This is a genomic window from Paenibacillus allorhizoplanae, assembly GCF_927798215.1.
GTDB lineage: Bacteria > Bacillota > Bacilli > Paenibacillales > NBRC-103111 > Paenibacillus_E > Paenibacillus_E allorhizoplanae.
The window spans coordinates 101,708-122,955 of record NZ_CAKMMW010000024.1 but is presented as its reverse complement, the minus strand read 5'-3'; the positions used below and the strand labels follow the sequence as shown (position 1 = coordinate 122,955).

Sequence of the window (21,248 nt, the reverse complement as noted above, 5' to 3'; positions counted from 1 at the left end):
TGCTAAGATAGCTTTTGCCAAGGCCTTCGGTGCTATACCTTTACTTTCCAACAAAACTTCTACAAATAAAATTTTCCAACTTTCGTAATAAAATCCTGCTGTTTCGCAGAACATAATCTACGCATTCTAATTTCTTCAACTTGATCGTGGCAGGAGGTGCCTCTCGCTTGGCCAAAACACCTAAATATTTGATGAAAAGCATCCTGCAAAGTCGTAAAACGACACCTTCCAGTGAAGGTAACCCTCCTTCTGATTTGGATCAAGCTCTCGATATTCCGTTTATTGAGGATCTTAAACAGACTAAACTCTCGCTACTACTCGATGAGAATCATAAATTTATTAAAGACATGTTTCAGGAATGCTCCGATGTCGTTGTCAGAGAATTTGAGATTGATCCTCATATCCCAGCCCTGCTTCTTTTCGTTGATGGCCTAACCAATACACAGCTTCTGAACGATACGATGAAATCACTCATGCTGATCGGAGGCGGTGAAACCTCCATTGAGCGAATTGCTAATGTCATTCTGCCGGTGTCACAAACGCAGATTTCCGATAACTATGGAGACTTGCTGACCTCTGTTCTTGGCGGTGATGCTGCGCTGCTCGTTGAGGGGAACGCGAAAGCCATTCTACTCGGGATCCGTGGGACAGAGAAACGATCTGTTGGCGAACCAGAGACAGAAACGGTCGTGCGTGGACCGAAAGAGGGCTTCGTAGAGAGTATACGTACGAACACTTCAATGATTCGCCGCAAGCTCAAGACACCTCGACTTAAAATGAAATCCATGTGTGTAGGCAAAGAGAGCAATACCAATCTTGTTGTCTGCTATTTGGATAACTTAGCTATGCCTTCTTTAATTGAGGAGGTCGTCAAACGACTAGAGCTAATCAAAATTGATGCCATTATGGAATCAGGTATGATTGAAGAACTCATCCAAGACGACGCCTATTCGCCGTTCCCGCAAATGCAATATACAGAGCGCCCTGACGTGGTCGCATCCGCTTTGCTTCAGGGGAGAGTTGCGATTCTCACAGACGGCACCCCCTTCGCTCTCATCGTTCCCTTTGTATTCATTCAAATTATGCAAACGAGCGAAGACTATTATGAACGCTTCCAGATCAGCACGCTCTTGCGTATGCTTCGTTATATCTTTATGTTTCTGTCGTTGACGACACCCGCTCTCTACGTTGCAATAACAACGTACCATCAAGCACTACTACCAACAACATTGATGCTCAGCGTAGCTGCCTCCCGTGAGGCGATCCCGTTCCCCGCGGTCGTTGAAGCCTTCATCATGGAAATCACCTTTGAAGCCTTGCGCGAAGCTGGCATCCGACTTCCTAAGGCGGTCGGCTCTGCCGTATCCATCTTGGGGGCACTCGTCGTTGGACAAGCTGCTGTCCAAGCAGGAATCGTATCCGCACCTATGGTTATTGTCGTCTCGATTACAGGTATTGCTTCCTTCACCATTCCGCGATTTAATGGGGCAATTGCCATTCGGATGCTTCGTTTTCCCATTCTCATTGCCGCATCCGTATTTGGATTTTTTGGTATTTTTTTCTCTTTGATGATTCTAATAGGGCACATGGCGAATCTTCGTTCCTTCGGAGTTCCTTATCTGTCTCCTGTTGGCCCCTTATCTGCTACGGATATGAAGGATGTCCTAGTCCGTGCACCATGGTGGCAATTGAGGAAGCGTCCGGAGTTTATGGCTATTCAAGATAACACCAGTCAAGACGATGCCCTTGCGAAGCAAATCAAGAAAGCAGGAGGTTTAGACGGCAGCAGTATCGACCACATACACAAAGCCAATAAGGAGGAACAGTCCAATGATTCATCCTAAACAGCGTGTTAGCCTAGTGGCAACTATACTACTATCCACGACTCTTCTTACTGGTTGTTGGGATCGTACGGAGACCAATGACGTCGCATTCGTCCTTACTTCATCGGCTGATTTAGAGGATGATGGCAGATATCGTGTCACTTATATGTTCCCTCTTCCCGGTTCCATGGGTGGAGCTAGCGGTGGGGGTGGCGGCACGGCTGGTGGGAAAAGCTATTACATTGATTCCGAAGTCGGGATCACTTTCCGCGATGCAGTCAGTAAGCTTCAAACGCGTATGGCCAGACGCATCTTTCTCTCACACCGCAGAACAATCGTCATTGGTGAGAAGCTGGCGGAAGCTGGCATCAATTCCTTGTTTGATGTTCTTCCGCGTTCATCGGAGAATCGGATGACAAGCTACCTCATCGTAACCAAAGGTAAAGGGTATGACCTCCTCAATACGGAACCGAAGTTCGAGCGCTTTCCTGCTGAAGTCATTCGTGAATTAGCAAAGTCTCGCAATTCCATGCCAACAACAATGAAGGATGTTGGCATGTCCTTAAGCTTTAACAGTGATCCCATTATGAGTTATATGGAACCTCGAGAAGGACAAGTCTCTAAAGAGCCTTCCCATGAAATCCAATTCGTTGGTTATGGGCAGTTCAAAGGGGATAAGATGGTAGGCATTTATAAGAAGAAAGAAGCATCTGGGCTCTTGTGGCTTCGAAATCAAGTAAAAGAGCAACAGCTCACATTCCCCTTGGAGGAAGGCAAAAATATTTCCATCTCCATTGCTGGCGGCAAGACAGAGATTACACCTAAACTCCTGGAAGACAAAGTCATGTTCGACATCATCATAGATGCTCGTGGTGCTGTGAGAGAAGACCTCACTGATGAGGATTTGTACAATTCCAATATCCTTCATAACGTAGAAACAAAGTTCGCAGAGCAAATCAAATTATCTGTGCTCGCAACGATTAAACAAATGCAAAAGGAAGGCACGGATTCCGCTCAACTTGGCCTCATTGTTTGGCGAACACATCCTCAGAAGTGGAACGAACAATTCAAGAAGGATTGGGAGCGATATTTTAAAGAAGCTGAGTTTAATATTGTCGTGAAAGCTTCCATTCCTGATACCGGTGTGATTAACCGCAACGTGACCAAAGGAGGGATCTAGACGATGGATGGGATCTTTATTATCAGCTTTCTTATCATTTTGTTCGGGTCTTTCATTATCGATCGCAAGATGCTGCGGAAGACGGAGACCGGAAACAAAATAACCTATGGTATTACCATTGGTTTAATCCTTCTTTTTCTCATCACGAAATATTTCCATGTGAGTATTCCAATGCCCTCCTATTTTTTCGTGCAAGTGGTTTCTCCTTGGTTCATTCAAGTTCTTGGCATTTAAATAGAAAGGTGGTGTTCCTCATCGATAGTAAGCAAGTCATTAACCAACGGCAGCTCTCTTGGCTAGCTTCTTCCATTGTTACCAGCGGAGGCATCCTCACGTTGCAAAATGAATTGATTCGCATCAATCAAATGGATGCTTGGTTCAGCTATCTACTTTCTATTATCTATGTCTTTCTGATTGCTGCCTTCTTTAGTTATTTGGTGAAGCTCTATCCCTTTAAGAACATTTTTGAAATTTCCAAAGAAATATTAGGTCCTTGGCTGGGCACAGTTATGAATCTACTCATTTTGTTTCATTTCTGGCAAATTGTCGTTCGTGATATTTCCTCTGTATCCAGATTTAGTTCTACCCTTTTACTGCATACAACGCCACTTGAAATTTTAATCTTATTAAACTGTTTGTTGCTTATGTATTTTGGTAAAACGAGTGTAGAAGTTATTGCACGCGTCAATGACCTGTTCTATCCACTCTTCGTCGTTACGATTATGATTATGCCGCTGCTCTTATCGAACGAATTTTATTTGAGGCTAACGACGCCTTTACTGACAATGCCGCTTCAACACTGGACAGCTAGTTCCATTCTAACACTCGGGAGCGCGGGTGATGTTTTCATTCTGGGCGCATTTCTCCATATGATTGCCAACTCTAATCATGTTCGTTCGGCTATTCGACACGGTTCCCTGCTAGGCTTTTTTCTACTCACACTCGTTCTGTTGGCCATTATTGCCGTACTCGGCCCTAAAATGCCTGCAAACTTCTCCTATCCTAGCTATAATCTGGTTCAAACGATTCATGTCACTGATTTTCTAGATCGACTTGATCTGGTCATGCTCATGATTTGGTATCCAACCGTTGCGTGTAAAATAATCACCATTTATTTAGCGCTTCTGCTTGGCATTAGCTCCATTTTCAATGGTCGAAATTATCCGATGATTAACAAACCTATCATCCTGCTTATCGGTCTGTGTACTTGTCTTTCCTTCAAGAGCACCACCGAGCTGCTCAGTTTCTCCAATTTCAGCTCACCCGTAATTGTCCTGGCTTACCAGCCTATCATTATGGTCATCCTCCTTATCGCGGGAAATAGGAAAAAGCGGAAGCATCCGGAAGCTTTTCCAGCTCCCCCTGGAGGAACACATGTAAAGGAAGATCCCGAACAAAATTCAGGCAAACTTAGCCAACGTATGTCCTATACAAAATGGTTGTGGGGAGGAAATCTAGTTTTGGTCATTTGCATAGCATTTGTTCTCATTGGCCTTACGTTCGGTGAGAAGTCTACGCTGATTGGTTCGATTTGCGCAATAGGCTTCGGCAGTTCTCTATTGTTGACGACATTGACCACCTATATGGAACTTACCAAGCTGAAGCAGGCCGAAAGCAGTAACTAAGACGAATTCTGCCGTGAATTTATATTTGGAGGAATGCTTATTGTTCAAAAAAAAAGCCCCCGCCTAAGCGGGTGCCTTGTAAGTTAAACAGGAACAGATTGATTTAAACGACTCTTAGCTACCTTTAAATAGCCATGTACATTTAAGTATTCACTATCATTGGTGAAACGCAATTTCATTGCTCCTGCCGCGTCTTGGATGTACGGCTTCAGTGCAGTCGCACCACCGCCAATCACGTAGAAGCATTGAATATCTGGGCATTTGCGCCAGCGCTTCTTGATCATTTCGACCATGCGTACGGCAGCTCTGCGGAAATGCAAATCCACGATGGGCCGAATATCCACTTGGCCTTCTCCAGGAAGTTGAATCGTGAATTGACGATTCTTCACGCGTTGCGCAAGCTTCGCTCGGCTTGGGAACAAGTGACCGTAGGCATCTTCCACGTCACGAATAATCGCATCCAAATACGTTGCAATACCGATCTGCTCGCCATGGCTAAAATGGTTATCAATCGCCATGCGTTTGATGACAGGGAAATCTGTCGTCAAAGCTCCGATTTCACAAACGCCTATGCAGCCATTGTATATTTCTTCGTCTTTGACCTGCAAGCTGTCGTGTGTTGCCATATGGAACATGGCCGCAGCACCTTCTATAGAGACAGCTACTTTGCGGATCGAAACTTTAATTTTACGATTATGGAACTGTGGTGTGGATAGGAATGTCACTTCGTGCTCACCTAGAAGCCGATGTTCAAATGTCTGACTATACTTCGGGAAAGAACGAACAGGCAACCCCGTACCCAATGTGTATTCAACTTCGTCAACATTGCCGTAACCAGGACCCGCTGCTTGATTCGTGAGACCCTGATAAGCAAGTGCAGTCAGTGCTACAATGAGGGATTGATCCGATAGCGCTTTATTATCCGTGTCTTCTAGCTCTAGGTTATCCTCGTGCTCTAAGGCCAGCTGCCCTACGAAATAACGTTGATTCCGCTGTGAAAGGCTTGGACTATAAATAACGACATCCAATGCTTTCCAAGGTGAATCTTCTTCTTGCAAAATGTGTCTTTCGTAGCCCGGCGCTATGATATTTGGAATTACTAGTGGTTCTCTAGACCCATCTAGCACCAGCTTAATACTATCGTTCCCTATGTCAATACCTGCAAGCTTAATCATGTGTGCCTCCACTCCAAATCTACAGCTTTCTGTAATTGTATTAGTAAATTCGATCATATACGACAGGATTCCTTCCTACTTTAGACTCATTTTCCTAGGACTAGTAGGTAGGAAGGCAGGTTTTTAGCAAAATATGACGAATCATGTACAGAACTTCACTTTACCAAATTCAACCATGACAGGAGATAACTTAGTCCTTATGAAGCTTAAGTGGAAACCCAAAAAACTGACACTGGTTATCATTCCAGATACTACGCAATCAGTTGTCAGATTTCGCATTTCCCATTTATCTGCCTATATCGCAGCAGCATGCTTTTCTTTGCTAATGCTGATTTCCATAACGATTTACTTTTTGCATGCACATACTGTGAAACAAGCAAGTGATTTGCAAACGAAGCTAAGCGGTGTCAACCAGCAATGGAGCGCAACCCTAACTTCTAAGAATGAAGCCATCGAACAATTGCAAAACGAAGTGATTCAACTGTCCCAGCAAGCTGAACAGATGAAAACGAAGGTCGAGGAAGTAAAGAAGCTCGAGAGTGATCTCAAGTCCATTGCAGGGATTGATCACGAACCAAGTAACGTCGCCATTGCAAGCACAAACTCCGAAGGTAAAGCTAAGAAAGATGCCAATCAGCCGACAGTCGGCGAGTCTCCCCCTTCAACTGGTGTAGGTGGCAGCCCCAATCCCGTCTCACAAGAGATCATTCTTAAGCTAGGTCAAGACACGCTTGCCTCCTTCTCTGCGCTGAATGGTGAGGTACAAGAGTTGCAAACGAATTTAGTACAAACGAAGCAGAAAGTGGCCGACAAGCAGGAGCAGCTTCGCATCACGCCAACGTTGTGGCCAACGAGCACGAAGGTTGTTACTTCCCCTTTTGGCTATCGATCCGATCCATTTACCAAGATACCGAGCTATCATTCCGGCATTGATTTCGGTGCTCACGAGAATGATCCGGTCTATGCAACAGCTGCTGGTAAAGTCGTCAGTACTGGTAAAGACATTTACCACGGCAACAACATTGTGATTGAGCATTCCAAGGGCTTACGCACCTGGTACATGCATTTAAATAAAATTCTAGTTAACAAAGGTGATTCTGTAGAAAAAGGCGGTAAGATCGGTTTAGTCGGATCTACAGGCCGTAGCACAGGGGCACATCTCCACTATGAAGTACTCAAAAACGGCGAAAGCGTCGATCCCAAGCCTTATCTTAAATCGATTCGAAAGGATGATAACTAACATGTTCAAAAAAACAAAAAACCTCATGAATCCAAATACAACCGATACACTGATAGGTGAGGGAACAAGCTTTGAAGGCCGTATTAAATCAGAGGCGAGCATTCGTATTGAAGGCGGAATTACGGGGGATATCGACTGTGCTGGCGATGTCATTATTGGCGAGCACGGCGTCGTGAAATCTAATATCTCTGCACGAGATGTGGTTCTGGCTGGAAGCGTTCAAGGGAATATTACAACCAAGGGCAAGCTGACCATTACCTCTACAGGCTCCCTTCATGGCAATATTAGCGCTGCTTCTTTCATTATTGAGGAAGGCGGCGTCTTCCAAGGCAGCAGTAAAATGGAAACGAAATCGACCGTGCCAGTATCCGTGCCAAACAACGAGCCTGAAACTGGGAACCGACCTGTTGCTGCTCCAGAACAAATGTATAAAGGCAACACCGTTGCCATGTAATTCCTTCCTGCTAGGATAGAAGCTTTCCACATGATATACTAGTTGGAAATTCATTTCTAACTGATGTAGGAGACACGGAACTATGAGAGAACAAGACATCCTATTTGACCTAGATGACACGTTGGTGCATTGCAATAAATACTTTGACTTCGTCATTGACCAGTTCGTAGATTTGATGCTTACTTGGTATTCAGGCCATGGTCTAACTAAGCAGGATATCAGGCAAAAACAGTTGCAAATCGACCTTGCTGGTATCCAAATTCATGGCTTTATGCCGGAGCGGTTTCCGCAATCGTTCGTTGAGACATACCAATGGTTCGCGCAGCACTACAACCGTCCAGTAAGTAGCAAAGAAGTTGACTGGCTCATGCAGCTAGGTCACACGGTTTACAGTTACACCGTCGAGCCATACCCACTGATGAATGAAACCCTTCACAATCTTCAACAAGCTGGTCACAACTTGTTTCTGTATACAGGCGGAGATGTTTCTATTCAAATGAAGAAAATCAAGGATGTCGGTCTAGATCAATTTTTTCAGGATCGTATCTTCGTTACCGTCCATAAGACACGTGAGTTTATGAATACATTGATGCAGGAGAAGCAATTTGACCGACAGCATACGTGGATGATCGGCAACTCCATCACAACAGACGTGCTGCCAGCGCTCCATGCAGGCATCCATGCGATTCATATCCCCGTTGCAGATGATTGGGTATTTAACAATGGGACGATTGACGTCACGCCGAAGGGCGCGTTTTACCAACTGCCTTCCCTGCTGGAAGTGCCAGAGGCCATCCAATCGTATATTAACAAATAAAAAAGAACAATCCCCCGGTGAAAACTGTACCGGAAGGATCGTTCTTTTTCATTATGCCGCGACGTCACGTCTGCGAAATATTCCCCAGGAAAGGACATTAAATAACAAGAAGTAGCACACAAGCATAGTAATGGAGAATCCCAACGTCATTCCCTCCGCTAGCGGCTGTCCCTCTAAATACTGAGTGAGATCCGTATTCGCGAATAGGAAGTATTTGCCCCACGTATACCGCAAGAACAATAAGGTAATCACTTGGCCAGCGAACATGATGAAAATGCTAAGGCCGATCGCAAGAGAAGCACTGCGAAACACGGTGGAAATCATAAAAGCTAGTGTAACGATCATCACGAGCTCAATCAATTTAAGTCCATAAGTCGCCAACACATAGAACAGCATGTTCTTCTCTTGCACCTGCCCTGCGGCATTCACAATTAAATGAGGGAGACTCAGTCGCTCAAAGCCATAGGAGAAGCCGTTCACAATCAGAGCAGTAATGAACAAAATGACCAGTAACGTAGCTGCAAAAATAAGTGTTGTCAGATACTTCGACAATAAGATCTTCGACCGGCTAGCAGGACGAATGAGCAACAGCTTAATGGTTCCCCAAGTAAACTCCCCTGCTACCATATCTCCAGCAATAATGACCGTGAAGAGCGTAACCACAATGATTAACCCAGAAGCAGTGAGCATACCTTCCCATAATGTGTTATCAATCGGTGGGTAATTGTGATCCAGCATGTATTGCTGAAGCGCACTTTGTTCCCGCATCTGCTTCTTAAAATTCTCTGGGATATCCGCATTTGCAAGCTCTGTCTTATTGTGTTCAATCGTTTCTGCAGCCCTTATTTTCCAGCTATCATCATTGTTGTTCGTATCGGAATGCGATAACACACCAGTGAGCACGACAATGACAATTAACAAGACCACTAGAATCCATGTTCGAAGCCGATTATAAATCTTCATATGCTCATTCTTGATGAGATTAAGCAATAGGATCACTTCCCGTCATTTCTAAAAATTGATCTTCCAGCGACTTCATGGTTTTGCGGATGCCATAAACAGAAATTCCCGCCTCTACGAACCGCTTATTCAACAAAGCTATCTCTTGTTTGTCGAGATCCATAACAAGTTCGGCATCGATAACTTCCACTGGATACCCTTGAGCAGAAACTAACTTCACTGCTTGTTCAATTGCGTCCACCTCATAGACGACCCGCTGTTTGCCGTCCTCCTGAACATATTCCTTGATAAGTCTAACATCAACTAATTTCCCATTTTGAATAATGGCCACGCGGTCACACATCAGTTCCATTTCTGCTAAAAGATGCGAAGAAACAATAACTGAAATTCCTTCATCACGGGTAAGCTTACGCAAATGATCTCGAAGCTCCCGTATGCCAGCTGGGTCCAACCCGTTAGTCGGCTCGTCCAAAATAAGAACTGACGGTTTATGCAGAAGAGCTTGCGCAATCCCTAGTCGTTGCCGCATGCCCAGCGAGTAGGTTTTCACCTTGTCATGAATACGATTCGTCATCCCGACAAGATCGATCACCTCCCCAATTCGCTCCTCGCCAATACCTGGAATCATCCTGGCATAATGAACCAAATTCTTATAGCCGCTTAAAAATTTATACATTTCCGGATTTTCTACAATCGCACCAATATGACGAATCGCTTGTTCAAAATGCGTGCGAATCGAATACCCACCAACACGGATATCCCCCTCCGAAATCGACATCAATCCTACCATCATACGGATGGTAGTCGTTTTTCCCGCACCATTGGGCCCGAGAAATCCGAACACATCGCCACGCGGCACCTCGAAACTTAGCTTATCAATAATGGTCTTGGAACCAATGCGTTTGGAAATATTATCCACGTTAACAATGGGTGTACCAACCTCTTGTGATGCTGACATTCGACATCTCCTCTCTTTTTTAACCAATATAATCCAATCCTAGCTTACTTCCGCTGTCATGCCTAGTGATAAAATCTCTATCGATGCCAATCATAGGTGTGCGACCGCGTTTAAAGGTAGATTTTATCGCCAATAGGAAAGTGGTTTTCGGTTCCCGAAAACTGATCTTTCCTATGTGGAGATATTTCAGTCATATGACTGCGCTCACTATGGCTTTTTCCTAATTTTATGTACAATGGTAAGATACGAACTGTTAGTAAAAGGAGCTCATCTATGATCCAAAGAAGACCGTGGCACGGTGTAGAGTGGTCACTGTTTATCGTCTTGACCGGCGCTGCACTACTTGGTTTACTGTATAGCTGCCTTCACATCTATGAACAACCATTCTCCCACATCCTGTTAACCATATTGGCCATTTTACTCTCTTATGGGGTTCCTTTTATATTCTGGCGACCCCACTACATTAATCCGACATGCTATCCGATTGCTGTTCTACTAACCGGTATCCCCCTGCAAATTTACTTGGCTTGGATGGAGCAAGACGCCTTACTTACCATTAATTGCCCAATTATGGTTATTGGATTCCTCACCGATCGAAAAAATGCGTGGTGGACCGCCCCTATTTTCATGTTAGGCATGCCGATGACTTACTTTTTCCTTTTACATAGCGGCATGGGAGTCGGACAACTATTTAGTTTTATCCTGAATGCTGTTCTCTTCTTCGCAATCGGATTAAGCTTACAACGCGCCGTTACTTCGAACGAGAAGACCGAGAAGCTTCTAGGCGAGAACCAACGTCAATACCATTTGATCCATGAGCAAAATAACGTCCTTGAGCAGTACGCGAATCAAATTGAGCAGCTTACTTTAGTTGAGGAGCGCAATCGGATGGCTCGTGAGCTTCACGATACGGTAGGACATACGTTCACATCCGTCATCATGGGAATGGACGCCGTCTCGTATTTGATCGAAGTTTCGCCCGAGAAAGCCAAGGAGAAGCTCGACGTCCTGCGCAATGTGACTAGAGGTGGTCTAGAAGAAGTGCGCCGCAGTATTCATCAGATGGTCCCCCAAGAGGGCGATCTGCTGCTATCTCAGCAACTGGCACGACTTGCCAATGAATTTGCCTTGCACACAGGAACACAGATTCACTTCACAACGGTTAGTGACGAGTTCGAAATTCCCAAACAAACCAAGCTTTCATTAATTCGTTGTCTACAAGAATCACTGACGAATGCCAAACGCCATGGTAAAGCAACTTCTATCGAAATTGTACTAACCTATGCCGATGACCAAATCTCCCTTCGCATTGAAGATGACGGAATAGGCACCGATCAATTGAAAATGGGCTTCGGTATTGCAGCGATGCAAGAACGGATAACGGCGCTGCAAGGCACTTTACAAGTACGCTCTTTGCCTGAAGAAGGGACCGTTGTCCATTGTTTTATTCCTGTCAAACGTTTTCCAACCTTTTAAACCTATAAACCCTTTTAATCGCTGTGAGGAGGATTTGCTATGACTGTAACCCAAGCTCCGCTCAAACTGCTCCTGGTCGATGATCAGGATTTGATTCGTGAAAGCTTACACATTGTACTGGGCATGGACCCCGATATTGAGGTTGTTGGCTTAGCTGAAAACGGGCATGTCGCTGTAAAACTGAGTGAAGAAGTGCAACCCGATGTCGTTCTAATGGATATTCATATGCCGATTATGGATGGCGTTGAGGCTACACGTCAGATTAAAGCTACCTGGCCGCATATTCGTGTCATCATTTTGACTACCTTCCAAGAAATTGGATACGTCGTAGATGCACTTAGTGCTGGAGCTGAAGGCTACTTGCTCAAAGCCATTCATCCCAAAGATCTTGCTACAGGGATTAAATGGGTTCATCAGGGCGGCACCTTAATTCCGCATGATATTGCCAAAATGCTTGTCCAGCAAGCTCGTGACGGTGGAAGCGGGGCTTCCACAGAAGATAAGGAAGAGAGCAATATTCGAACAGAGACTTACGGCCTCAGCGAACGTGAGTTACAGGTACTTCACAGCATCGCCGACGGCCTCAATAATCGTGAGATCGCAGAGAAGCTATTCTTGTCTGAGGGTACAGTGAAAAACTATATCTCCAACATCTATTCGAAAATGGACGTCCGAGACCGTGTTCAAGCTTCGAAAAAAGCACATGATGAGGGAATTCTGTAATCGAGGGGAATTTCATAAATAAAGACCGCTCTTCATCTAAGAAGAAGCGGTCTTTGCTATTACACGACTATTCAAAGAGCTTCTCGAGAAAACCCTTTTTTCTTTTGCGAATCTTACTATAGCTCTTTACTCTTGAAAAGGGTAGGGGCGTATCTTCCGTTGACGAATCATGGATTGGCCCAGCGCTAAGGCTGCCTTCTTCCGATATCACTGGCGTATATTGAAGCTCCATCTTATCTTCTTGATTCGCCGCATGCTGATGGACAACAATGGTGTTAACCAGCTGCTCATGCAGTTTGTTCTCAAGCTGGTGCCTGCATAGTCGTAGAAATTGCTCTTGCTGTCTATTCTGGAGTTCAAACTGCTCATGAAGTTGCGCTTGGAGCTCTTTTACCTGCTTGGAAAGTAGCATGACGGTCTTTTGCAAAGAATGCAGATCCTGCGCCCTGACTGGCTCATCGCTGCCAACCTCATCAGAATATTCCTCATTCCCGACCATTAATGCTTGTAACTCCTCAGCTGTAAGAAGATCTTCTTTCCTCATGCGCTTCCCTCCATTCCGTACAACTTGCAGCCTATGCTTGGACTGCTCTTTCTTCTATTGTACATGAGTTTACAGAAATGTTCACGTTTATTAGTCTAATAAAACGAACCAACTGATGGGCACAATCTCGCTTTCTCCACTAGACAAGAAAAAACTGCTCACAGGTAACTCTCTACCCGCAAGCAGTCTAACAAAGCTTATGGCAAATTCGACGATCCCATCAAGAAGCGATCCACTTCGCGTGCTACAGCACGACCTTCGTTGATCGCCCATACCACGAGACTTTGTCCGCGACGCATGTCGCCAGCAGCGAAAACGCCATCTACGTTCGTAGCGAACTTCCCGTAATCCGCTTTCGCGTTGGAGCGCTCGTCTTTGGCTACGCCGAGCTGATCTAATACCGTGCTTTCTGGTCCCGTGAAGCCCATCGCAATCAACACCAGCTGCGCCGGATAAACCTTCTCGCTGCCAGGCACTTCAACAGGCACGAACGCGCCTTTATCGTTCTTCTGCCACTCGATCAAAACAGTGTGCAACTCCTTCAAGTTGCCGTTCTCATCCCCCACGAATTTCTTCGTGTTGATTAAGTACGTCCGCGGGTCTTCGCCCTGAAGCGCAGCTGCCTCTTGCTGACCGTAGTCCACTTTCAACACCTTCGGCCACTCTGGCCAAGGGTTGTTCGCTGGACGTGTCTCCGGTGACTTCGGCATGATCTCAAACTGCGTCACGCTCTTACATTTATGACGAATGGAAGTTCCCACGCAGTCGGTTCCGGTATCACCACCACCGATAACGATTACGTCTTTGCCCTCAGCGGAAATGAATTCACGATCCGCATGCTCGGAATCAAGCAAGCTCTTCGTGTTCTTGCTCAGGAATTCCATCGCCAGATGCACGCCGCCGAGCTCACGACCCTCGATCGGTAGATCACGGCCCTTCGTAGCTCCGCCGCACAGGACGATCGCATCGAATTCCTCTTGCAGCTTCTCAATCGGGTAGTTCACACCAACGTGAGCGCCCGTTACGAAAGCAATGCCTTCGGCTTCAAGCAGATCTACACGACGCTGGACATACTTTTTGTCCAGCTTCATGTTCGGGATACCGTACATCAACAAGCCGCCAACGCGGTCTGCCCGTTCAAATACGGTAACCCAATGTCCAGCTTTGTTCAACTGCGCTGCTGCCGCAAGTCCGGAAGGACCTGAACCCACAACGGCAACCTTCTTCCCCGTACGCGTTTCCGGCGGTTCAGGCTTGATCCAGCCTTCATCGAAGCCTTTGTCGATGATCGCTTTCTCAATGCTTTTGATCGTAACCGGCGTGTCCTTCAAGCCTACTGTACAAGAGCCTTCACAAGGCGCCGGACATACACGGCCTGTAAACTCTGGGAAATTATTCGTCTTGTGCAGACGGTCCAAGGCTTCACGCCATTGACCGCGATACACGAGATCATTCCATTCTGGAATGAGATTGTTCACTGGGCAACCAGCGGCCATGCCGCTGATCAATGACCCTGTGTGGCAGAAAGGAATCCCACAATCCATACAGCGGGAGCCTTGTACCTGTAATTTATCTTGCGTTAGTGGTGTCGCAAACTCTTTCCAATGGCCGATTCGGACCAATGGAGAAGCTTCGGATGCCACTTCACGAGCATGTTCTATAAAACCGGTTGGTTTACCCATTTACGTTTAATCCCTCCTGAGTTTCGTTAATTTCCACCGACACGGGAAACATCTCTCATATTCGCCTCGAAAGCAACCATGACCGCTTCTTGTTGGCTTAGACCGGAGCGTTTCACTTTCTCGATAGCATCAAACATCCGTTTGTAGTCCTTCGGTATAACCTTCACGAACTTCCAAACGTACTCATCCCAGTGCTGAATAACCTGGTGGGCAACGCTGCTATCCGTAAATGTGGCATGATGCTGGATCATCGTTTTCAATTCATTCATCTCATACGTTTCTTCCAGCTGCTCGAGGTAAACCATCTCTTTATTCACTTTGCTTTGGAAGTCACCATTCACATCCAGTACGTAGGCAATACCGCCTGACATACCCGCTGCGAAGTTACGCCCTGTTGGACCAAGGACAACGACTCGACCACCCGTCATATACTCACAGCCATGATCGCCGACACCCTCAACGACGGCACGCACACCACTATTTCTTACGCAGAAGCGTTCGCCAGCGATACCACGGATGTAAACATCTCCATCTGTAGCACCATATAGGGCCGTATTGCCGATAATCACGTTATCTTCCGGTACAAAAGTCGACTTACTGGATGGGAAAATCGCCAGCTTACCGCCAGACAATCCTTTCCCTACGTAGTCATTGGCATCTCCTTCGAGGGAAAGTGTGATCCCTTTGGGTACAAAAGCACCAAAGCTTTGACCTGCTGATCCTTCAAAATGTAGACGAATCGTATCGTGCGGCAAGCCATCTACACCGTGACGGCGTGTGACTTCGCTTCCCACGATCGTTCCGACAACACGGTTCACGTTCGTAATTGGCAGAATCGCGTGTACATGCTCTTTGCGCTCAATCGCTGGCTCACAAATAGCAAGCAGCTTCGTCATATCCAAGGAGCGATCTAAGCCATGGTCCTGCTCCATTTGGCAGAAGCGACCGACTTCTTCGCCCATGTCCGGTTGGTGCAGCAGCGGCGTAAGATCGACGCCTTTGGCTTTCCAATGCTCGACCGCTGGCTTGGACTCCAAGATATCGGTACGTCCAACCATCTCCTCGATCGTGCGGAAGCCAAGCTCTGCCATCATCTCACGCACATCGTTGGCGATGAAGGTCATGAAGTTCACAACATGCTGAGGATCTCCAGCAAATTTCTTGCGAAGCTCCGGATTTTGCGTAGCGACCCCAACCGGACAAGTGTCCAAGTGGCAGACGCGCATCATCACGCAGCCGATCGTAATCAATGGAGTCGTTGCGAAGCCGAACTCCTCGGCACCGAGCAGCGCAGCAACGATAACGTCGCGCCCGGTCATAAGCTTGCCATCCGTCTCAACGACGATACGGCTGCGCAGGTTGTTCAGTACGAGTGTCTGATGCGTCTCCGCCAGACCGAGCTCCCACGGCAGACCCGCGTGACGAATACTCGTCTGTGGTGACGCGCCTGTGCCTCCGTCGTAGCCGGAGATGAGGACAACGTCCGCTTTCCCTTTGGCTACGCCGGCAGCGATCGTGCCAACTCCGACTTCGGATACCAGCTTAACGCTGATCCGTGCCCGTGGGTTGGCATTCTTGAGATCGTGGATCAGCTCTGCGAGATCCTCGATCGAATAAATATCATGATGCGGCGGCGGCGAAATCAAGCCTACGCCTGGCGTCACTCCGCGAACCTCGGCTACCCACGGGTACACCTTGGTTCCCGGAAGCTGACCGCCCTCGCCGGGCTTCGCGCCCTGCGCCATCTTGATCTGAATCTCGTCAGCATTGACGAGATAATGGCTCGTGACGCCGAAGCGGCCGGACGCCACCTGCTTGATGGCACTGCGGCGAAGATCGCCGTTCGCATCTGGCGTGAAACGCTCCGGATGCTCGCCGCCTTCGCCGGTATTGCTCTTGCCGCCGATGCGGTTCATCGCAATCGCGATGGTTTCGTGCGCTTCTTTGGAGATGGAGCCGTAGGACATGGCTCCCGTCTTGAAGCGCTTGAAGATTGATTCGATCGGTTCCACCTCTTCGATCGGAATCGGTGTGCGTCCCGCTTTGAAGCTCAGCAGCCCGCGCAAAGCCATATATTTCTCGTCTTCTCGTTTGACGAGCTTACTAAAGTTTTTATACATGCCGTAATTGTTCGTACGAACAGCTGATTGCAGAGCATGCACCGTTTCTGGGGTGTAGATGTGATCTTCCCCGTCTCTGCGCCATTGCAAGTCGCCGCCTGTATCCAGCACACGATCGCGTCCCTCTTGCTCAGAGAACGCACGGCTGTGACGCATTAGGGCTTCCTTCGCCACCATTTCGATACCGATACCACCCACTGGGGTATACGTCCAAGTGAAGTAGCTATCTACCAGCTCTTGGCTCAAGCCAATCGCTTCAAAGATTTGCGCCCCGCGATAGCTCTGAATGGTGGAAATTCCCATTTTCGCTAACACTTTGACGACACCCTTCGTGACAGCTTTGATGTAGTTATAGACTGCCTTCTCATGATCGACGCCAACTAACTGCTTACGCTGAATCATGTCATCAAGCGTTTCTAACGCCAGATATGGGTTGATTGCACCTGCGCCATAGCCGAGCAATAGGGCAAAATGGTGCACTTCACGCGGCTCACCAGACTCGACAAGCAAGCTGACTTTCGTCCGCGTGCCTTGACGGATCAAGTGGTGATGTAAGCCTGATGTTGCGAGAAGTGCCGGAATCGGCGCGTTCGCACTATCTACACCACGGTCAGAGAGAATAATCAACGTAGCGCCGTCGATGATTGCTTGATCGGCAGCCACGTACAAATCTTGCATCGCACTCTCAAGCCCAGCAGTACCTGCCGATGCTTCGAAAAGCGTCGACAACGTGACCGTTTTGAAACCATCACGCTGAATATGACGCAGCTTCGCTAGTTCTTCATTGGAGAGGAACGGCGACTTCAAACGAATTTGGCGGCAGCTCTCTGGCTCCGGCTTAATCAGGTTGCGCTCTGGCCCAATCGTGGTGCCCTGCGCCGTAATAATTTCTTCAAAGTTCGCATCAATTGGCGGGTTCGTTACTTGTGCGAACAATTGTTTAAAATAGTTATAAAGCAGCTGCGGACGGTCTGAAAGCACCGCAAGCGGCGCATCCGTACCCATGGAACCGATCGGATCCACACCTGTTTTGCCCATAGGCTCAAGGGTCTTACGCAGTTGTTCGAAGGTATAGCCAAACGCTTGCTGACGCTGAAGAATCGTGTCCTGGTCAGAGCCAAGTACAATTGGCGCATCTTCCAGATCCTCTAGGGATACGAGATGCTCATTCAACCAATCCCGATACGGCTGCTCGCTAGCGATGCCGCTCTTGATTTCTTCGTCGGTCACGATGCGGCCTTCTACCGTATCCACAAGCAGCATGCGTCCCGGTCTTAGACGGTCTTTGTACAAAATGCGCTCAGGCTCGATATCCAGCACGCCTACTTCAGAAGCAAGCACAATCAAATCATCCGTTGTCACATAGTAACGAGAAGGACGTAAGCCATTTCGATCGAGTATCGCTCCGATCTGACTGCCATCTGTGAAAGCAATAGCTGCAGGACCATCCCACGGCTCCATCAAGGTGCTGTGATATTCGTAGAACGCCTTTTTATCATCATCCATACCTTCATGCTTAGACCAAGGCTCGGGTACCATCATCATGGCGGCATGCGGCAATGAACGGCCTGAAAGCATTAGGAACTCTAGTGTATTATCAAACATTTGGGAATCGGAACCATCCGTATCAATTACAGGTAGAATACGTTTGAAATCTTCACCAAATAATTCAGAGTCACACATCGCTTGACGCGCGTGCATCCAGTTGACATTACCACGAAGTGTATTGATTTCACCATTATGAATCAAATAACGGTACGGATGCGCACGTTCCCAGCTCGGGAACGTATTGGTACTAAAACGGGAGTGAACGAGCGCTAAGGCAGACTCTACCTTCTCATCTTGCAATTCCACGTAATACGCGTCCACTTGCTCAGGTGTTAGCATCCCTTTATAGACAATCGTTCTGCTAGACAAGCTAGAATAGTAAAATTGCGATCCCCGATGGGATAGTTTGATAGCGTTTTCAGATAATTTACGAATAATGTATAATTTGCGCTCAAAATCAAGATTCGTCGCAGTATCTGCGCTTTGGCCGATAAACACCTGACGAATATATGGTTCAGCGGATATTGCAGAATCCCCCAACGAACTGTTATTTGTTGGAACGGTTCTCCATCCAAGAAATTGTTGCCCTTCTTGTTTGACTATTCGCTCAATGGTACTTTCACAAGCTTGACGTGCCTCTAATTCTTGAGGCAAATAGACCATACCTACGCCATAGCTACCAGCAGTTGGAAGTTTAATGTTCTCTTGTTCACAGGCGGATTGAAAATACGTGTCTGGAATTTGCATCAAAATGCCTGCGCCATCCCCCGTATTCGGGTCACTGCCTTGCCCGCCTCGATGATCCAAATTGCAAAGTACACGAAGCGCTTGCTTGACGATGGCATGAGATTTGACACCCTTGATATTGGCAACAAAGCCTATACCGCAAGCATCATGCTCATTCCTCGGATCGTACAGTCCCTGTTTGGGCGGTAATCCTTTAATAGTCATGTTGTGCAACCTTTCTTCCCTCGTTTTTCGCTGGACTTTGTTAAACGCATGCTTTAAAGTGCTAAAAAGTAAGAATTCAATGCTTCATATTTCGACTACATCCGCAATAAGTAGAGGAAATATTCTCAATATTTTTTCTATTATATTAACACTTGGTTTCCTATAGTTCAATTTAAAAATATTTAAATTGAAAAGGTTTTCATTTTAATAGAATCGCTAGTTGCATCATATTGTATAGGCACGATAAATGTTCTCATTTCCTATATAAATACAACTGGCTGTGCATGTGATAGCAAACTTTCTATGTTTCATGCTATGATAGCTAATACCGCTAGAACATACATCCAGATTCCACATCTTAGGAGGAGCTCTGTTTGAGTATACAGCATACTTTTGGGGACGGCATGATTAGGGAGCCTCTTTATCAATGGCAGCTAGAAGCTCATCCGGTTGAAATTGAGCTTTTCCGCTCAAAGCCGGTACGCCGCCTGAAGTTTTTACATCATTTCGGAGCATCGGCTCTATTTTCACCACTTACACATTCACGCTTCGAACATACGGTTGGCGTTTGGTCACTCATGGCTCACTTTTGCCCAGAAGAATCTCATCTGCGCATTGCGGCACTGCTCCATGATATCGGGCACCTGCCTTTCTCCCATGCGGTTGAGCGGACACTTGGGTATAATCATCACCGTCAAACCGAACAATTAATCGGGCAAGGCATCATCGCGGATATTCTAGTCAAGCACGGCATTTCGCCGCGGGCAATTATTGATCTTTTGAAACAAGAAACACCGCTAACGAACAAATCAACGGTTCTTGGACTCGATCACTTGGATAGCTTCCTGCGCGATACTTACTATGCTGGTCGTCAGACGCTGCCGCCTTCGGAAGTAGTGAAAGGACTTCGCTTACGCGGACCCTACATAGAAGCGAATGAGGCTTCAGCTACAGCGCTTATTGATGCGATTGTTGAAGAACATCGACTCATCCTGCACCCGCAATTTCTAGCAATGGATGCACTGCTGGCGAAAGCAACGGCACATCATTGCGAGGCAAATCCAGGCATGAAGGATCGAATCCCCGCACTCATGGATCATGAGTTGATTCAGGAGCTGCTGCAGAGCAATAATGAGACGGCTCGCGAAATAATTCATGTGCTCATGTATGAGCCCCATCGCATTCAAATTGCCCAAGAACCTGTACCAGGCAGCATCGAAGTCAAGATCGGGAAGGTTTACAAAAAACAACCGCTAATTGGCGAAAAACTCGCCACTGAAGTCAGCTTTCAAGCTGCTGTGAAACTGGCTGAACTAGATAGCATGGCCGCAACTTATTTTTTCACCATATAAACATCCGCAGAAGGGACTGTCCCAGCTTGGCAAAATTGTACTTTCGTTATGGCACGATGAATAGCGGTAAATCGATTGAAGTCTTACGCGTAGCTCATAATTATGAGGAACAGGGCAAAAAAGTACTTCTCCTCACTTCCGTTATGGATGATCGTTTCGGTGTTGGTAAGGTCGCTTCCCGCATCGGTATGCAAAAAGGAGCCATCGTCGTAGACGAACATTTGGATATGGTCGCTTTGGCGCAGACTGAACGTCCAAATTGCATTTTGGTCGACGAGGCTCAGTTCTTGAACAAAGCCCAAGTCTCTCAATTGATTGAAGTCGTCGATGAACTGGATATTCCCGTTATCGCTTACGGACTTCGCGCTGATTTCATGGGACAATTATTTGAAGGCAGTAATGCACTTTTGGCTGTGGCGGATACGATCGAAGAAATTAAAACCGTTTGTTGGTATTGTGATAAAAAGGCAATCATGAACATGCGTTGCAAAGACGGCGTTCCTATCTTCCATGGTGAGCAGATCCAGATCGGTGGGAATGAAAGTTACGTTCCTGTGTGTCGCAAATGCTATGCATCTAAGAAAAAAACAGATCACACCTAGGATAGATATGATTTACAA

General features: G+C 46.7%; 17 protein-coding genes. 11 read left to right on the top strand and 6 right to left on the bottom strand.

What is annotated here, in order from left to right; all coding sequences use genetic code 11:
- Window positions 1-191: 191 nt before the first annotated feature.
- Genes L6I86_RS28720 through L6I86_RS28705 form a run of 4 tightly spaced genes read left to right on the top strand, consistent with a single transcriptional unit; the run spans window position 192 to window position 4,628 of the window.
- The gene (locus tag L6I86_RS28720) at window positions 192-1,844 is read left to right on the top strand and encodes a spore germination protein (protein WP_420851947.1); all 1,653 of its coding nucleotides are present in this window, start codon (window positions 192-194) and stop codon (window positions 1,842-1,844) included.
- The gene (locus tag L6I86_RS28715; protein WP_236291881.1) at window positions 1,831-3,003 is read left to right on the top strand and encodes a Ger(x)C family spore germination protein; all 1,173 of its coding nucleotides are present in this window, start codon (window positions 1,831-1,833) and stop codon (window positions 3,001-3,003) included. Before L6I86_RS28720 ends, L6I86_RS28715 begins: the two co-directional genes overlap by 14 nt.
- 3 nt (window positions 3,004-3,006) lie before the next feature.
- Window positions 3,007-3,237, top strand: coding sequence for a hypothetical protein (locus L6I86_RS28710; protein ID WP_236291880.1), 231 nt, complete (start codon window positions 3,007-3,009; stop codon window positions 3,235-3,237).
- Entirely contained in the window at window positions 3,210-4,628 is a 1,419-nt protein-coding gene (locus tag L6I86_RS28705; RefSeq protein ID WP_236291879.1) for a GerAB/ArcD/ProY family transporter, read from the top strand. The genes L6I86_RS28710 and L6I86_RS28705 overlap by 28 nt, the downstream gene beginning before the upstream one ends.
- A gap of 83 nt (window positions 4,629-4,711) precedes the next feature.
- Here L6I86_RS28705 and L6I86_RS28700 read toward each other — a convergent pair whose 3' ends face one another.
- On the bottom strand, window positions 4,712-5,803 hold the full coding sequence (locus L6I86_RS28700; RefSeq protein ID WP_056608471.1) for a ParM/StbA family protein: 1,092 nt from the start codon (window positions 5,801-5,803) through the stop codon (window positions 4,712-4,714).
- A 199-nt stretch (window positions 5,804-6,002) separates the two neighbouring features.
- Here L6I86_RS28700 and L6I86_RS28695 point away from each other — a divergent pair, with 199 nt between their 5' ends.
- The 3 genes from L6I86_RS28695 (at window position 6,003) to L6I86_RS28685 (ending at window position 8,314) form a co-directional block, all read left to right on the top strand.
- Window positions 6,003-7,043 carry a M23 family metallopeptidase gene (locus L6I86_RS28695; protein WP_236291878.1) on the top strand — a complete coding sequence of 347 codons (1,041 nt, stop codon included), beginning with the start codon at window positions 6,003-6,005 and terminating at the stop codon, window positions 7,041-7,043.
- Between the two features lies 1 nt (window position 7,044).
- Window positions 7,045-7,497 carry a bactofilin family protein gene (locus tag L6I86_RS28690; protein WP_056608465.1) on the top strand — a complete coding sequence of 151 codons (453 nt, stop codon included), beginning with the start codon at window positions 7,045-7,047 and terminating at the stop codon, window positions 7,495-7,497.
- A gap of 82 nt (window positions 7,498-7,579) precedes the next feature.
- Entirely contained in the window at window positions 7,580-8,314 is a 735-nt protein-coding gene (locus L6I86_RS28685; RefSeq protein WP_236291877.1) for an HAD family hydrolase, read from the top strand.
- A 51-nt stretch (window positions 8,315-8,365) separates the two neighbouring features.
- Here L6I86_RS28685 and L6I86_RS28680 read toward each other — a convergent pair whose 3' ends face one another.
- The gene (locus L6I86_RS28680; protein WP_236291876.1) at window positions 8,366-9,277 is read right to left on the bottom strand and encodes an ABC transporter permease; all 912 of its coding nucleotides are present in this window, start codon (window positions 9,275-9,277) and stop codon (window positions 8,366-8,368) included.
- A gap of 19 nt (window positions 9,278-9,296) precedes the next feature.
- Window positions 9,297-10,232: an ABC transporter ATP-binding protein gene (locus L6I86_RS28675; protein ID WP_236291875.1), complete on the bottom strand. Its 936-nt coding sequence runs from the start codon at window positions 10,230-10,232 to the stop codon at window positions 9,297-9,299.
- 273 nt (window positions 10,233-10,505) lie between these two features.
- Between L6I86_RS28675 and L6I86_RS28670 the strand changes: the two genes are divergently transcribed.
- Both L6I86_RS28670 and L6I86_RS28665 read left to right on the top strand, forming a co-directional pair.
- The gene (locus L6I86_RS28670) at window positions 10,506-11,708 is read left to right on the top strand and encodes a sensor histidine kinase (protein ID WP_236291874.1); all 1,203 of its coding nucleotides are present in this window, start codon (window positions 10,506-10,508) and stop codon (window positions 11,706-11,708) included.
- Window positions 11,709-11,747: 39 nt separating this feature from the next.
- The gene (locus L6I86_RS28665) at window positions 11,748-12,431 is read left to right on the top strand and encodes a response regulator (protein ID WP_236291873.1); all 684 of its coding nucleotides are present in this window, start codon (window positions 11,748-11,750) and stop codon (window positions 12,429-12,431) included.
- Window positions 12,432-12,498: 67 nt separating this feature from the next.
- On the opposite strand, the gene L6I86_RS28660 is transcribed toward L6I86_RS28665, so the two are convergent.
- The 3 genes from L6I86_RS28660 to gltB form a co-directional block, all read right to left on the bottom strand.
- Window positions 12,499-12,975 (bottom strand): hypothetical protein, encoded by a 477-nt coding sequence (locus L6I86_RS28660; protein WP_236291872.1) that lies wholly within the window; start codon window positions 12,973-12,975, stop codon window positions 12,499-12,501.
- 197 nt (window positions 12,976-13,172) lie between these two features.
- Window positions 13,173-14,657, bottom strand: a complete 1,485-nt coding sequence (locus L6I86_RS28655; protein ID WP_236291871.1) for a glutamate synthase subunit beta — start codon at window positions 14,655-14,657, stop codon at window positions 13,173-13,175.
- Between the two features lie 26 nt (window positions 14,658-14,683).
- Window positions 14,684-19,276, bottom strand: a complete 4,593-nt coding sequence (gene gltB / locus L6I86_RS28650) for a glutamate synthase large subunit (protein WP_236291870.1) — start codon at window positions 19,274-19,276, stop codon at window positions 14,684-14,686.
- A gap of 374 nt (window positions 19,277-19,650) precedes the next feature.
- Here gltB and L6I86_RS28645 point away from each other — a divergent pair, with 374 nt between their 5' ends.
- Together L6I86_RS28645 and L6I86_RS28640 are read left to right on the top strand one after the other, a co-directional pair.
- Complete coding sequence (locus L6I86_RS28645) at window positions 19,651-20,628, top strand: HD domain-containing protein (protein ID WP_236291869.1); 978 nt, start codon at window positions 19,651-19,653, stop codon at window positions 20,626-20,628.
- Window positions 20,629-20,654: 26 nt separating this feature from the next.
- Window positions 20,655-21,230, top strand: coding sequence for a thymidine kinase (locus tag L6I86_RS28640; protein ID WP_056608434.1), 576 nt, complete (start codon window positions 20,655-20,657; stop codon window positions 21,228-21,230).
- Window positions 21,231-21,248: the final 18 nt, after the last annotated feature.

Coding starts and splice junctions, on each gene's coding strand:
- L6I86_RS28720 (WP_420851947.1), top strand. CDS start 192: ATGAAAAGCATCCTGCAAAGTCGTAAAACGACACCTTCCAGTGAAGGT.
- L6I86_RS28715 (WP_236291881.1), top strand. CDS start 1,831: ATGATTCATCCTAAACAGCGTGTTAGCCTAGTGGCAACTATACTACTA.
- L6I86_RS28710 (WP_236291880.1), top strand. CDS start 3,007: ATGGATGGGATCTTTATTATCAGCTTTCTTATCATTTTGTTCGGGTCT.
- L6I86_RS28700 (WP_056608471.1), bottom strand. CDS start 5,803: ATGATTAAGCTTGCAGGTATTGACATAGGGAACGATAGTATTAAGCTG.
- L6I86_RS28695 (WP_236291878.1), top strand. CDS start 6,003: ATGAAGCTTAAGTGGAAACCCAAAAAACTGACACTGGTTATCATTCCA.
- L6I86_RS28690 (WP_056608465.1), top strand. CDS start 7,045: ATGTTCAAAAAAACAAAAAACCTCATGAATCCAAATACAACCGATACA.
- L6I86_RS28685 (WP_236291877.1), top strand. CDS start 7,580: ATGAGAGAACAAGACATCCTATTTGACCTAGATGACACGTTGGTGCAT.
- L6I86_RS28680 (WP_236291876.1), bottom strand. CDS start 9,277: ATGAAGATTTATAATCGGCTTCGAACATGGATTCTAGTGGTCTTGTTA.
- L6I86_RS28675 (WP_236291875.1), bottom strand. CDS start 10,232: ATGTCAGCATCACAAGAGGTTGGTACACCCATTGTTAACGTGGATAAT.
- L6I86_RS28670 (WP_236291874.1), top strand. CDS start 10,506: ATGATCCAAAGAAGACCGTGGCACGGTGTAGAGTGGTCACTGTTTATC.
- L6I86_RS28665 (WP_236291873.1), top strand. CDS start 11,748: ATGACTGTAACCCAAGCTCCGCTCAAACTGCTCCTGGTCGATGATCAG.
- L6I86_RS28660 (WP_236291872.1), bottom strand. CDS start 12,975: ATGAGGAAAGAAGATCTTCTTACAGCTGAGGAGTTACAAGCATTAATG.
- L6I86_RS28655 (WP_236291871.1), bottom strand. CDS start 14,657: ATGGGTAAACCAACCGGTTTTATAGAACATGCTCGTGAAGTGGCATCC.
- gltB (WP_236291870.1), bottom strand. CDS start 19,276: ATGACTATTAAAGGATTACCGCCCAAACAGGGACTGTACGATCCGAGG.